The 12,933-nt window shown below is 63.6% G+C and carries 9 protein-coding genes; 5 read left to right on the top strand and 4 right to left on the bottom strand.

Annotated elements, in window-relative coordinates; genetic code table 11:
* Nucleotides 1-24: 24 nt before the first annotated feature.
* Both Q0687_RS19930 and Q0687_RS19935 read right to left on the bottom strand, forming a co-directional pair.
* Nucleotides 25-1,467: a UdgX family uracil-DNA binding protein gene (locus Q0687_RS19930; protein WP_298880160.1), complete on the bottom strand. Its 1,443-nt coding sequence runs from the start codon at nucleotides 1,465-1,467 to the stop codon at nucleotides 25-27.
* Nucleotides 1,467-2,702 (bottom strand): putative DNA modification/repair radical SAM protein, encoded by a 1,236-nt coding sequence (locus Q0687_RS19935; protein ID WP_298880162.1) that lies wholly within the window; start codon nucleotides 2,700-2,702, stop codon nucleotides 1,467-1,469. Before Q0687_RS19935 ends, Q0687_RS19930 begins: the two co-directional genes overlap by 1 nt.
* 162 nt (nucleotides 2,703-2,864) lie before the next feature.
* Here Q0687_RS19935 and Q0687_RS19940 point away from each other — a divergent pair, with 162 nt between their 5' ends.
* The 3 genes from Q0687_RS19940 to Q0687_RS19950 are packed head-to-tail and all read left to right on the top strand — an operon-like array spanning nucleotide 2,865 to nucleotide 8,612.
* A complete protein-coding gene (locus tag Q0687_RS19940) occupies nucleotides 2,865-3,671 on the top strand; it encodes a DNA repair protein (protein WP_298880164.1) in 807 nt (268 codons plus the stop codon).
* Nucleotides 3,568-5,160: a DNA polymerase Y family protein gene (locus Q0687_RS19945; RefSeq protein ID WP_298880167.1), complete on the top strand. Its 1,593-nt coding sequence runs from the start codon at nucleotides 3,568-3,570 to the stop codon at nucleotides 5,158-5,160. The genes Q0687_RS19940 and Q0687_RS19945 overlap by 104 nt, the downstream gene beginning before the upstream one ends.
* Complete coding sequence (locus Q0687_RS19950) at nucleotides 5,157-8,612, top strand: error-prone DNA polymerase (RefSeq protein ID WP_298880169.1); 3,456 nt, start codon at nucleotides 5,157-5,159, stop codon at nucleotides 8,610-8,612. The genes Q0687_RS19945 and Q0687_RS19950 overlap by 4 nt, the downstream gene beginning before the upstream one ends.
* A 190-nt stretch (nucleotides 8,613-8,802) precedes the next feature.
* Here Q0687_RS19950 and Q0687_RS19955 read toward each other — a convergent pair whose 3' ends face one another.
* Both Q0687_RS19955 and Q0687_RS19960 read right to left on the bottom strand, forming a co-directional pair.
* Nucleotides 8,803-9,573 (bottom strand): SDR family oxidoreductase, encoded by a 771-nt coding sequence (locus Q0687_RS19955; protein ID WP_298880172.1) that lies wholly within the window; start codon nucleotides 9,571-9,573, stop codon nucleotides 8,803-8,805.
* Nucleotides 9,574-9,774: 201 nt separating this feature from the next.
* The gene (locus tag Q0687_RS19960; protein WP_298880175.1) at nucleotides 9,775-10,062 is read right to left on the bottom strand and encodes a hypothetical protein; all 288 of its coding nucleotides are present in this window, start codon (nucleotides 10,060-10,062) and stop codon (nucleotides 9,775-9,777) included.
* A gap of 56 nt (nucleotides 10,063-10,118) precedes the next feature.
* Here Q0687_RS19960 and Q0687_RS19965 point away from each other — a divergent pair, with 56 nt between their 5' ends.
* On the top strand, nucleotides 10,119-11,513 hold the full coding sequence (locus Q0687_RS19965; protein ID WP_298880176.1) for a CoA transferase: 1,395 nt from the start codon (nucleotides 10,119-10,121) through the stop codon (nucleotides 11,511-11,513).
* Between the two features lie 151 nt (nucleotides 11,514-11,664).
* Nucleotides 11,665-12,906: an efflux RND transporter periplasmic adaptor subunit gene (locus Q0687_RS19970; RefSeq protein ID WP_298880178.1), complete on the top strand. Its 1,242-nt coding sequence runs from the start codon at nucleotides 11,665-11,667 to the stop codon at nucleotides 12,904-12,906.
* Nucleotides 12,907-12,933 lie beyond the last annotated feature (27 nt).

Here is a 12,933-nt window from a genome sequence, read left to right on the forward strand (position 1 = left end):
TCCGTTCCTGAATGCGGCGTCCTCTCAGGCGGCGCGCGCGGCTTTCTTCTGCAACGCGGCGGCAATCTTCAGGTCTTCGACAAAGCGCTGATATTCCATCACCTTCGCCTCGGGATCAGGGAGCCGCAGCAGATAGGACGGATGCACCGTCACCAGCGCCTTGCGTCCGTCGGGGAGGTCTATGAGCCGCCCGCGGGTCTTGCCGATGGGCGTGATCTTGCCGAAGACGCTCTGCGCGGCGGTCGCGCCCATCGCCACGATCAGTTCGGGCTGGATTGCCGAAACTTCCCGCTCATACCATTGCCGGCAGGCTTTGATCTCCGGCGTTGCCGGCTTCTGGTGCAGGCGGATCTTGCCGCGCGGCACGAATTTGAAGTGCTTTACGGCGTTGGTGACATAGACCTTCTTGCGGTCGACGCCGGCTTCCGCAAGCGCGCGGTCGAGCATCTGGCCGGCCGGGCCGACGAAGGGATGGCCGGCGAGGTCTTCCTTGTCGCCGGGCTGCTCGCCGACCAGCATGATGGTGGCGTCCTTCGGGCCTTCGCCGAACACGGTTTGCGTCGCATCCTTGTAGAGCGGACAGGCGCGGCAATGTGCGGCTTCCTCGCGAAGCGCTTCGAGATCGTCGGCTTGGGTCTTGCGTGTCATCGGAGCCTCCGGCCGCTTCTGGGGCTTGTGCGGATCGGTTGCGGCGTTGGCGATCATGGCGCCGGTCATGCGCTCGGCGTCCTCGATCAAGGGCTTAATGATCGAAGCCTCGGGCAGGTTCCGCCAGTATTTCTTCGGCATCTCCGTTTGCATCGCTTTCACCTTCAGCCGCGCCGGATTGAAGATGCTGGCGTAATAGCGCCGCCAGGTTTCCTCCAGCCGGTCTTCGCCGGGCGCTTCGCTCTTGCTCACGCCTTGCGTGAAGGAGAGCGCATGGCCATCCCAATGCGCGCAGAGATCGGGCGTCAGGATCGACCAGGGCATGTCGGCAAAGCGCTTGGCGAAGAACGGTGCGGCGAGCTCGACGATATGATGCTCCGGCTCGAACCAGGCGACGTAATGCGCGGCGCGTTCCCGGCCGATCTCGCGAAAGCGCACGAAGGCGTGCATCTTGTGCTCGTCGCGATGGACCGCGCGGGCCATCGCTGTGACCAGCGCGATGTCAGGATCGGTCGCAACCTCGATCAGATCGTGATTGTCCCTCAGACGCCAGAGCAGGCGATAGAGGATCGCAAAGCGTTCGCCATCGCGATGCAGGATTGCTGATTTCGCGAGATCGACGAATTTGCCTGATACGCTGAAGGTGCCGTCGTTGACCTCGAGGATCGGCGACGGCGCGGGTGGCGCGAACAGATCGGCCTCTCCGCCCTGCACGGCCCAGGTGACATCGGCGGGCTGCACGTGATGAAGCACGAGGCTGCGTGCGGCTTTGCGCCAGCCGTCGAAATCGGTTTCGGTGTCGAGCGTGATGTACTGCATCAGAAGCCAAACCCTAATTGCGTTGCTTTCGGCTTGAACCGTTCGATCAGCCCGACGGCATCGAGACGATGCGGGGCGGGCCGGTAATCGCTGAGGACGATGAACGGCAGCGCCTTTTTCTGGGGCACATGCAGCCGCGCCAGATCGGAGAGACGGATCGTGGTGGTGCGCCGCGTCGCGATGATGCGTTCGACCGCCTTGGTGCCGAAGCCCGGCACGCGCAGCAGCTCCTCGCGGCTGGCGCGGTTGACGTCGAGCGGAAAGCGGTCGCGATGGCGCAGCGCCCAGGCGAGCTTGGGATCGATGTCGAGCGGCAGCATCGCGCTGTCGTCGACGATCTCGGCAACGTCAAAACCGTAGAACCGCATCAGCCAGTCGGCTTGGTAGAGCCGGTGCTCGCGCAGCAAGGGCGGCTGGACCAGGGGCAAGGCGCGGCTGGCATCGGGGATCGGGCTGAAGGCGGAATAGTAGACGCGCCGCAATCGGTAGGAACCGTAGAGATTGGCGCTGGTGTGGAGAATGGTGTGATCGTTCGCGCTGTCGGCGCCAACGATCATCTGGGTGCTTTGTCCGGCCGGTGCGAAACGCTGCGGCCTTGCCTTTGTTTTTGTCGTACTGATGTCCTCGGCCTCGTCCAGCTTCAGTCGCAGCCGGCCCATGGTGCGGCGGATCGCACGCACGTCCTTCTCCGGCGCGAATTGCCGCAGGCTCGTTTCCTGCGGCATCTCGATGTTGATGGAGAGACGGTCGGCATATTTACCAGCTTCGGCGATCAGCGCGTCGTCGGCCTCTGGAATGGTCTTCAGGTGAATGTAACCGCGGAAGTGATGCTCCTCGCGCAGCTTTCGCGCGACGCTGACCACTTGCTCCATTGTGTAGTCGGGGCTGCGGATGATGCCGGAGGAGAGAAACAGTCCCTCGATGTAATTGCGCCGGTAGAAGTCGAGCGTGAGCTTGACGACCTCGTCGATGGTGAAGCGGGCGCGCGGCACGTTGGACGAGGCGCGGTTGACGCAATAGAGGCAATCGTAATTGCAGGCGTTGGTCAGCAGCACCTTGAGCAGCGAGATGCAGCGTCCGTCCGGCGCATAGGAATGGCAGATGCCCATGCCGGGTGCAGTCGAGCCCATGCCCTTGCCGTCGCTGGAATCCCGCTTCTCGGTGCCGCTGGAGGCACAGGACGCGTCGTACTTCGCGGCGTCCGCCAGGATCTCCAGCTTGCGTTGTACGTCCATTATTGAATCCCTTTGATTCCGCTGATGAATCCGGCAGAGCGCCAATTCGATTGACTCTTTGGGTGCCGTTAGCTTTATATTAGAACATATCATGAACAAATGAGCCAGCCGTTGGTTCTTCTTTTGAAGACCACGGCATCAATCTTCTGAGGAGCGGCGAGCATGAGCGGCGCACGCATGAGCGCGCTTGCGACCTTGCGCAGCCAGATCGAACGGATCGAGACGGCGGAGGTCGTGCATCATCAGGACCGCGTCGCGCTCGGTCACGGCGAGGTCGATCGCGCCTTGAAAGGCGGTCTCGCGCGCGCGGCGATCCACGAGGTGTTTTGCGAAGGGCGCCAGGGCGCGGCCGCGACGGGCTTTGTCACCGGACTTGCGGGCCGCGTCACGGCGCAGCGGCCGCTGCTGTGGGTGCGGCAGGATTTTTCGGAGATCGAGACCGGCGCGCTGTCGATGAGCGGGCTCACTGAACTCGGCCTCGATCCGCGTCGCGTGGTGATGGTGCGTGCGGCAGACGTCGAGAGCGCACTGCGCACTTCGGCCGATGCGCTTGCTTGCGATGCGCTCGGCGCCGTCGTGCTCGACCTCTGGGGCGAGATCAGGCAGTTCGACCTCGTGGCGAGCCGCAAGCTGACGCTGGCCGCGCAAGGCTCGGGCGTCACTGGCTTGTTGTTACGGATGGCGGCACAGCCGCTGCCCTCGACCGCGGAGACGCGATGGATGCTGCGCGCGGCGCATTCGCCGCCGGGGTCGGCTTCAATGCCTGCGGCGCCTTGGGACGTCTGGGGCGCGCCGCGCTTTGATGTCGAGCTGTTGCGCAATCGTCATGGCCCGTGCGGCCGGTGGATCATGGAATGGAAGTGTGATGAGTGCCAGTTCAGTGAACCGTCGGCGTATCCTCAGCCTGTGGCTGCCGCGCCTGCCCATCGACAGGATCCAGCGGTTCTTCAGCAGCGCCGGGCTGGGTAGAACCAATGATCCCAGCATTGTCGTCATCAAGGACAGCAATGCATTGGTGATCCATGCGCTGGACGAGGCCGCCGAGCGTTTGGGTCTGTATATCGGCCAGCCGCTCGCGAACGCGCGGGCGATGTGCCCGGATCTAAAAGTGTTCGACGCCGACGTCGTGGCCGATGCGAAGACGCTGAGCGACATCGCCGACTGGTGCGACCGCTTCACGCCGCTGGTGGCGCTCGATGCGCCGCATGGACTGTTCCTGGATATCACCGGCTGCGCACATCTGTTCGGCGGCGAGGCTGCGCTGCTAAAGACGCTGGTCCAGGCGCTGGCGCGCCAGGGCTTTGCCGTCAGCGCGGCGATCGCCGGTACCTCGGTCTGCGCACGCACGCTGACGCGGCAGGCCACGGGCAGCATCGTTGCCGATGGCGGGGAGGCGGCGGCGATCGACCGGTTTCCGGTGTCCGCGCTCGGCGCGGACGAGACGATCACCAACGGGCTGCGCCGTGCCGGGCTGAAGACCATCGGCGATGTCGCCTCGCGCACCCCGAGCGAAATCACGGCGCGGTTCGGCGCGCGGTTCTCCACGTTGCTCGCGCATGCGCTGGGGCAGGGCGATGTGCCGATCAATCCGCGCAAGCCGCTGCCCGATTACATCGTGGAGAAACGTTTTGCCGAGCCGATTGCGACCGACACCATGATCGCGATGACGCTGTCGCGGCTCGCGGATACGTTGATCGCGTCCATGGAGAAGCAGGGCAAAGGCGCACGGCGGCTGGAGGCATCGTTTTTCCGCACCGACGGCGTGGTGCGCGCGATCATGGTCGAGACCGGACGTCCGGTGACGCAGAGCGCCGTGATTGATCGCCTGTTCCGCGAACGTCTCGAGGCGCTCGCCGATCCGCTCGATCCCGGCTTCGGTTTCGACATGGTGCGGTTGTCAGCGAGCCGCACCGAGATCGTGGTGCAGGAGCAGCGCGATCTCGATGCCCATGTCCATGACAATGACGAGCTTGCCGCGCTGATCGACCGTATCGCCGCGCGCATCGGCGGAAAGCGCGTCATCGTGCATCTGCCGCAGGACACGCACATCCCCGAGCAGGCCGTGCTGGCCGCGCCCGCCCAGCATCATCTCACTGCTTCTATGCAAGCCGAGTGGCCTGCGCGTGCCGAAAGCGAGCCGCCGCTGCGTCCCCTCAGGCTGTTCGACCAACCGGAGCCGGTCACCGTGCCGTTTGCGACCGTGCCTGACGGTCCGCCGCATCAATTCACCTGGCGGCGGGCGAAACATGCGGTGGTGCGGGTGGAAGGGCCCGAGCGCATCGCCATGGAATGGTGGCGCCAGGACGGCAAGCAGCTGACGCGGGATTATTTCCGCATCGAGGATGCCGAGGGCCTGCGCTTCTGGATTTTTCGCGACGGTCTTTATGAAGGAGAGGTGTTCGACGCCGACGGCAAGTCTGCTCCGCCTCGCTGGTACGTGCACGGTCTCTTCGCATGAACACGCCTGCCTATGCCGAGATCGGCATCACCACCAATTTCTCCTTCCTGCGCGGCGGCTCCGATCCGCGCGCCTATGTGCATCAGGCCAGCAAGCTTGGCATTCCCGTGATCGGGATTGCAGATCACAACACGCTGGCCGGCGTGGTACGGGCCTGGAATGAGCTCGACAATGACAAGGTGCTGCACAAGCCGAAACTCCTGATCGGCACGCGCATCGTCTTCACCGACGGCACGCCCGATATCTTCGTCTATCCGCGCGACCGTGCCGCCTATGGCCGGCTGTGCCAGCTTCTCACCCGGGGCAAGCGCGGCGACGACATCACGCGGATCGAGAAGGGCGAGTGCCATCTCAGCTTTGGCGATCTCTTGGAGTTTGCGGAAGGCCAGCTTCTGGTCCTGACGCTGCCGCATCGGTTTGATGATGCGCAGGCGCTGGAGGTGCTTTCAAAACTCAAGGCAAGCCGCGCCGACGGCGTGTGGCTGGCGGCGAGCCTGATCTATCGCGGCGACGATCGCCGCCGCCTGGCGCGGCTCGGTGATCTCGCCGCAAAAGCAAAAGTGCCGCTGCTCGCGACCAACGAGGTGCTCTATCACGATCCCGGCCGGCGTCCCCTCCAGGACGTGCTCACCTGTATCAGAGAAAAGACCACGATCGAGGCAGTCGGGCGCAGGCTGGAAGCCAATGCCGAGCGCTTTCTGAAGACGCCCCGCGAGATGGCCCGGCTGTTCCGCGATGTCCCCGAGGCGATCGCGGAGACCATGCGTTTTGCGGATCGCATCGACTTCACGCTCGACCAGCTCAAGTACCAATATCCTGATGAGCCGGTGCCGCCGGGCAAGACCGCGCAGGGACATCTGGAGGACCTGACCTGGGCGGGTGTCGATAAATATTTTGACGGCAAGATCGACGACAAGCTGCGCGCGACGCTCAAGAAAGAACTCGCGCTAATCGCTGAGCTGAAATACGCGCATTACTTCCTCACCGTGCACGACATCGTCCATTATGCGCGCAGCCAGAACATTCTGTGCCAGGGGCGGGGATCGGCGGCGAATTCGGCAGTGTGTTATGTGCTCGGCATCACCTCCGTCGACCCGACCAAGGTCGACCTGCTGTTCGAGCGCTTCATCTCCAAGGAGCGGCTGGAGCCGCCTGACATCGACGTCGATTTCGAGCATTCTCGGCGCGAGGAGGTGATGCAATATGTCTATCGGCGCTACGGCCGCCACCGCGCCGCGATCATCGCCACCATCATCCATTACCGTCCGCGCAGCGCCATCCGCGACGTCGGCAAGGCGCTCGGCCTGACCGAGGACGTCACCGCCGCGCTCGCCGACACCGTCTGGGGCAGCTGGGGCAAGGGCCTCAACGACATGCAGGTCCGGCAGGCCGGGCTCGATCCGCAAAATCCCATGATCAACCTTGCGGTCGAGCTTGCGACCGAGCTGATCGAATTCCCGCGCCATCTGTCCCAGCATGTCGGCGGCTATGTGCTGACCCAGGACCGGCTCGACACCTATGTGCCGATCGGCAATGCCGCGATGGACGACCGTACCTTCATCGAATGGGACAAGGACGACGTCGATGCGCTCAACATGATGAAGGTCGACGTGCTCGCGCTGGGCATGCTGACCTGCATCAGGAAGTGCTTTGATCTGATCGATCAGCACAAGGGTGAGCGTTTCGTGCTGGCGAGCGTCCCACAGGACGATCCTAAGGTTTACGACATGCTGTGCGCCGGCGAGTCGCTCGGCGTGTTCCAGGTCGAGAGCCGCGCCCAGATGAACATGCTGCCGCGCCTGAAGCCGCGAACCTTCTACGATCTCGTCATCGAAGTCGCGATCGTGCGTCCCGGGCCGATCCAGGGCGACATGGTGCATCCATATCTGCGCCGGCGGAACGGTCTGGAAAAGGTGAGCTATCCGTCTCCGTCGCCGGATCATGGCGACAAGGACGAACTCTACAACGTGCTGCACAAAACGATGGGTGTGCCCCTGTTCCAGGAGCAGGCGATGCGCATCGCGATCGAGGCGGCGAAATTCACCTCCGAGGAAGCCAATGGCCTGCGCCGCTCGATGGCGACCTTCCGCAATGTCGGCACCATCGGCCAGTACGAGGAGAAGCTGATCGGCAACATGGTCGCGCGCGGCTATGATCCGAATTTCGCCAGAAGCTGCTTTGATCAGATCAAGGGCTTTGGCTCCTACGGTTTTCCGGAGAGCCACGCAGCGAGCTTCGCGCAGCTCGTCTATATCTCCTCATGGCTGAAATACCATCATCCTGATGCCTTCTGCTGCGGCCTCCTGAACTCGCAGCCGATGGGCTTTTACGCGCCGGCGCAGATCGTCGGTGACGCCCGCAAGAACGATGTCGAGGTTCGCGAGATCGACGTGTCCTATAGTTTTGGGCAAAACACGTTGGAGAATGCTGACAAAAGATATTGCGCCGTACGTCTCGGCTTCCGCCAGATCGACGGCTTCCATTGGCTCGATCCGGATGAAGAAAGGCTCAAAACCATCCAGTCGTCATTCCGGGGCGCGCGCAGCGCGAGCCCGGAATCCATCGGGCCGCATACGCCTGGTGGAATGGATTCCGGGTTCGACGCTGACGCGTCGCCCCGGAATAACAAGAAAAAAGAAGACTGGGCCGACCGCATCATCGCCGCGCGCAACCGCCGCCCCTTCACCTCGCTCGAAGATTTTGCCCGCGACACCGGCCTGCCCAAGCGCGCATTGATCCTGCTCGCCGATGCCGATGCGTTCCGCTCGCTTGGGCTCGACCGCCGCGAGGCGCTGTGGCAGGTGCGGCGGCTGCCTGACGACGTAGCGCTGCCGCTGTTCGAAGCGGCGACCGCGCGCGAGCAGCCGGACGAGCAGGCCAAGCCGTTGCCTGAGATGCCGCGTCCCGAGCAGGTCGTCGCCGACTACCAGACCATCCGGCTATCGCTGAAGGGCCACCCGATGGAGTTCCTGCGCGAGATGTTTTCGCGCGAACGCATCGTCGCCTGCAAGGAGATCAGCCACGAGAACGAGAGGCGCCGCGTCCGCTGCGCCGGTGTGGTGCTGGTGCGGCAGCGGCCGGGCAGCGCCAGCGGCGTGGTGTTCATGACGCTGGAGGACGAAACCGGCATCGCCAATGTCGTGGTGTGGCCCAAGGTCATGGAGCAGTACCGCAAGGAAGTGATGGGCGCGCGCCTCATCGAGGTGCAGGGCTACATCCAGAGCAGCCCAGAGAAGGTGACGCATCTGATCGCGCAGCGCATGATCGACCGATCGCACGATCTGGTCGGCCTCGCCAACGATGCCCTGAGCCGCAAGCCCCCGGTGCCATCTGGCGCGACAGTCGTCGAGCCGCTCAACGAAGATCGCCGCGCGCTTGCGGACATGCCCGCGCAAAAGATCCGTCACCCCCGCAACGTCCGCATCCTGCCGCCCTCGCGGGATTTCCATTGAGATTGTGAGCGCAGTCTCTTGCTGCGCTCGCAATGACGAGTTTGTTGAAGCGATCGCGCGCCACATTCTCGGTGTCATACCCCGCGAAAGCGGGGTATCCAGTACGCTTGAGGCTTCTCGGCTCTAGCCGAGCCGTCTCTGGAATACTGGATCGCCCGATCAAGTCGGGCGATGACAGTGTGCCCCACGACTAAAAATTCACCCGGTTCGAGATCGCCCCGTCCACGACGAGGTTCGAGCCCGTGGTGAACCCCGATACCGGGCTTGCCAGAAACACCGCGGCGTTCGCGATCTCCTGCGGCGTTGCCATGCGCCCGGTCGGATTGCGTTTCATTGCGTCGTTGTAACGCTCGGGCATGTTCTTTTCGATCATGTTCCAGACGCCGCCCCTGAAATAGACGGTGCCGGGCGACACGACATTCACGCGGATCTTCTTCTTGGCGTATTGCCGCGCCAGGCCCTTGGCCATATGGATCAGCGCCGCCTTGATCGGGCCGTAGGAGCTGGCGAGATCGGCCTGCGCCGCCGAGATCGAGGAGATGATCACGAAGGCGGCATCGCCGCTTCTCTCGCCGCTGGCTTCGAGGAACGGGCGTGCCGCGTCGAACGCATGCACGGCGCCGAGCACGTCGAGCCGGAAATTCTGCTCCCATGATGCGGGATCATGGCCTTGCGCCATCGCGCCCGCATTGGCGAACAGCAGGTCGATGCCGCCGAGCTCCCTGGCCGCGCCCTCGACCCACGCCTTCAGCGCGGCGCCGTCGGTGACGTCGACCGTGCCGCCGGTGGCATTGATGCCGCTCGCCTTCAATTCAGCAACGGTGGCCGCGACCTGCTCCGCATTGCGCGCGCACACCGCGACATTGCTGCCTTCACCGGCCAGCGTTGCAGCAATCGCCCGCCCGATGCCGCGCGTGCCGCCGAGCACGACGGCGTTCTTTCCTTTGAGACCGAGATCCATTGGTTGGTTTTCCTTATTGTTGGTCGTGCAGAGCTTAGTTGTTTAAGCGAAGATGTCGATTTCGTTCTCGTCGTCATACCCCGCGAAGGCGGGGTATCCAGTACGCCGCGGCCTCTCGGTTCAATCACGACCGCTTCTGGAATACTGGATCATCCGCCTTCGCGGGTGATGACACCGTGTAAGATGGCCGAGAACACCCCCTCACTCCGGCGAAGCCCCCACCGGTGGGCCGCCGGGCGGACGGTGCAGGAAGGTCAGCGATGCGTAGGCGCCGACCCAGGAGCCGATTGCGGCGAAGGCCACATAGACGGCGTTCTCGGTGTAGCTGATCACGGCATAGGACGAGAGCAGATACCAGATCGCGCTCCAACTGGCCGCCGGCACGCGCTTGCGTGCGACGACGGCCGACGTAAACATCACATAGACTGCGTCGGTGGCGGCTGTTGCGACCAACACGGCGCCTGCGGTGAGGGGATCGATGGCGGCCATTGCAATCCTTTCCGTGCTATCAGGATGGTCGTGAAACTAATGGGAGAGAAGAGGCCATGCAAAGCCCCGCCGACATCCTCAAGGGCATCTGGACCTCCGCCGGTGGCGGTGTGGCCGCGCTCGCGCGCGTCCATCTGACCGGCGAGGAGCCGCAGATCCCGTCCTCATTCCGTGTTGCCGTCGCTGGCCAAACGACGATCGCCGCCGCAGGTCTCGCCGCCGCCGAGATCTGGCGGCTGCGCAGCGGTGAGGCGCAGGAGGTCAGCGTCGACATGCGCCACGCCGTCGTCGAATGCCGCTCCGAGCGCTATCTGCGCCTCGACGACAAGCCCCCGCCGCCGGCCTGGGATGCCATCGCCGGCGTCTACAAGACCGGCGACGCAAGGTTCGTCCGCTGCCATACAAATTTCCCGCATCACCGCGACGCGGTTTGCAAGGTGCTTGGCACCGTGCCCGAGCGCGAGAAGGTGCAGGCCGCGCTGATGCAGTGGAGAGGCGAGGATTTCGAGACCGCGGCCTATGCCGCCGGCGGCGTCGTTGCGCTGAAGCGCTCTTACGACGAATGGCTCGCGCTGCCGCAGGCGCGCGCACTTGCCGAGATGCCGCTGATCTCGATCGAGAAGATCGGTGATGCGCCGATCAAACCATGGCCTGAAGGCGATCGTCCGCTCGCGGGTCTGCGCGTGCTCGATCTCTCCCGCGTCATTGCCGGACCCGTTGCCGGCCGCACGCTCGCGGCGCACGGAGCGGATGTGCTGCTGGTTTCGGGGCCGGAGCTGCCGGCCATTCCCTGGCTCACCATCGATACCGGCCGCGGCAAGCTCACCACCTTCATCGAGCTGAAGAGCGAGGCAGGCAAGGCGCAGCTGCGCGAATTGCTGAAAGACGCCGACATTTTCTCGCAAGGCTATCGCCCTCGCGCGCTCGCCGCTCTCGGCTTCTCGCCGGACGAGGTCGCGGAAATCAATCCCGGCATCGTCTACGTCACGTTATCGGCCTATGGTCATTCCGGGCCCTGGGCCGAACGCCGCGGCTTCGATTCCCTGGTGCAGACCACGACGGGCTTCAACCATGCGGAAGGGAAGGCTGCGGGCATCGATGGTCCGAAGGAATTGCCGGCGCAGATGCTCGACCACGCGACCGGCTATTTGATGGCGTTCGGCGCGATGATGGCGAAGGCGCGACAGGCGCGCGAAGGCGGCAGCTGGTACGTGCGCGTGTCGCTGGCGCAGACCGGTCGCTGGCTGTGGAATTTGGGCCGGCTCGAAAGCGGTCTCAAGACCCCGGATCTTACGGGCGAGGCTGTACATGCAGCGTTCATGGAAACGGTGGCATCTGGCTTCGGCACGTTGCAGGCGGTGCGCCATTCGGCGGTGCTGTCGAGCACGCCGGCACAATGGAGCCGTCCGGCGATGCCGCTCGGCAGCCATTCGCCGCAATGGCCGCAATGAAGCTGACGTGAAGCTGACGTGTCGCAAAATTTTAACGCAAACCGAAGGACGGCCAGCGTTTTTTAGGTTGTTTGAAATCCCAAATCGGCACTATTAGCGCGACCGATGAGGCAGTCGTCTGCCGAGATCGTCGCAGACCAGACCGGGCCCTATGGTAACTGAAAAGACCAAGCGATTGCAGGTGCTTAAACGACGGGTGATCGCATCCGTAGTTTTACTAGTGCTTGCCGGGGCTGGCGCCTATGGCTTCAAGTTTGCCGGCGCCAAGGAGAAGAAGATCTCCGAGGTCTCCAGCCAGTCGCGCAAGAACGCGCAGAATTTCACGCCGACGCCGTCCGAATGGGCGACCCTGACCATCGAGCCCGTCAACGCTAAAACCTTTCGTGCCGAGTACGTCACCGAGGGCAAAGTCGCAGTCGATGAAGACCGCTCAACGCCGGTTTTCTCGCCCTATGCAGGCCGGGTGACCAAGCTGCTCGCCAAGCCGGGCGAGAGCGTGACCCAGGGTCAACCGCTGTTCACAATCGAGGCCGCCGATACCGTGCAGGCCCAGAATGATTTCATCACGGCGATGACGTCGCAGAACAAGGCAAAGTCTGCGCTCGAGCTTGCAGACATCCAGTACCGGCGCGCCAAGGATCTCTATGAAGGCCGCGCCATTCCGCTCAAGGATTATCAGCAGGCGGAAGCCACCCAAGTCCAGGCGCAGAACGACATGCGCTCCGCGGTGACGGCGCTGGAAGCCGCAAACAACAAGCTGCGCATCCTCGGTTTTACCGAAGAAACGATCAAGACCTTCCAGAACAAGGGCACCATCAATCCTGAAATCACGATCTACGCACCGATCTCGGGCACGGTCGTGCAGCGCAAGATCGGTCCCGGGCAATATGTCAGCGCCGGCGCCAGTGATCCGGTCTTTGTGATCGGCGATCTGTCCACGGTCTGGCTCACCGCCTTCGTGCGTGAGAGCGATGCTGCCATGGTCGGCGTCGGACAGGATATCAGCGTCAACGTGATGGCGTTGCCGGGCCGCCCTTTGACCGCCAAGATCAACTACGTCGCCACCGCGATCGATCCCAGCACCCGTCGCCTGCTGGTCCGCGCCACCATCGACAACAAGGACGGCCTGCTCAAGCCGGAAATGTTCGCCAACGTCACGATCTATTCGGCCGGCGACCGCGCTGCGCCTGCAGTGCCGAAGCAGGCGCTGATCTACGAAGGCGACCAGGTCCGCATCTGGGTCGCGCGTGAAGACAAGTCGGTCGAGCTCCGCCAGATCAAGATCGGCCTCATCAATGGCAATCTCGCCGAGGTGACCAGCAACCTGAAGCCCGGCGAACAGATTGTCGTTAAAGGCAGTCTGTTCATCGACCGCGCGGCGTCCGGCAGCTGATCGACGAGCCCCACCAAACTGCGAAAA

The sequence above is a fragment of the uncultured Bradyrhizobium sp. genome (genome assembly GCF_936928535.1).
Classification (GTDB): domain Bacteria; phylum Pseudomonadota; class Alphaproteobacteria; order Rhizobiales; family Xanthobacteraceae; genus Bradyrhizobium.

What these genes read in the sequence shown, in the direction of transcription:
- Q0687_RS19930 (WP_298880160.1), bottom strand. Translation starts at nt 1,467, where the DNA reads ATGCAGTACATCACGCTCGACACCGAAACCGATTTCGACGGCTGGCGC.
- Q0687_RS19935 (WP_298880162.1), bottom strand. Translation starts at nt 2,702, where the DNA reads ATGGACGTACAACGCAAGCTGGAGATCCTGGCGGACGCCGCGAAGTAC.
- Q0687_RS19940 (WP_298880164.1), top strand. Translation starts at nt 2,865, where the DNA reads ATGAGCGGCGCACGCATGAGCGCGCTTGCGACCTTGCGCAGCCAGATC.
- Q0687_RS19945 (WP_298880167.1), top strand. Translation starts at nt 3,568, where the DNA reads ATGAGTGCCAGTTCAGTGAACCGTCGGCGTATCCTCAGCCTGTGGCTG.
- Q0687_RS19950 (WP_298880169.1), top strand. Translation starts at nt 5,157, where the DNA reads ATGAACACGCCTGCCTATGCCGAGATCGGCATCACCACCAATTTCTCC.
- Q0687_RS19955 (WP_298880172.1), bottom strand. Translation starts at nt 9,573, where the DNA reads ATGGATCTCGGTCTCAAAGGAAAGAACGCCGTCGTGCTCGGCGGCACG.
- Q0687_RS19960 (WP_298880175.1), bottom strand. Translation starts at nt 10,062, where the DNA reads ATGGCCGCCATCGATCCCCTCACCGCAGGCGCCGTGTTGGTCGCAACA.
- Q0687_RS19965 (WP_298880176.1), top strand. Translation starts at nt 10,119, where the DNA reads ATGCAAAGCCCCGCCGACATCCTCAAGGGCATCTGGACCTCCGCCGGT.
- Q0687_RS19970 (WP_298880178.1), top strand. Translation starts at nt 11,665, where the DNA reads ATGGTAACTGAAAAGACCAAGCGATTGCAGGTGCTTAAACGACGGGTG.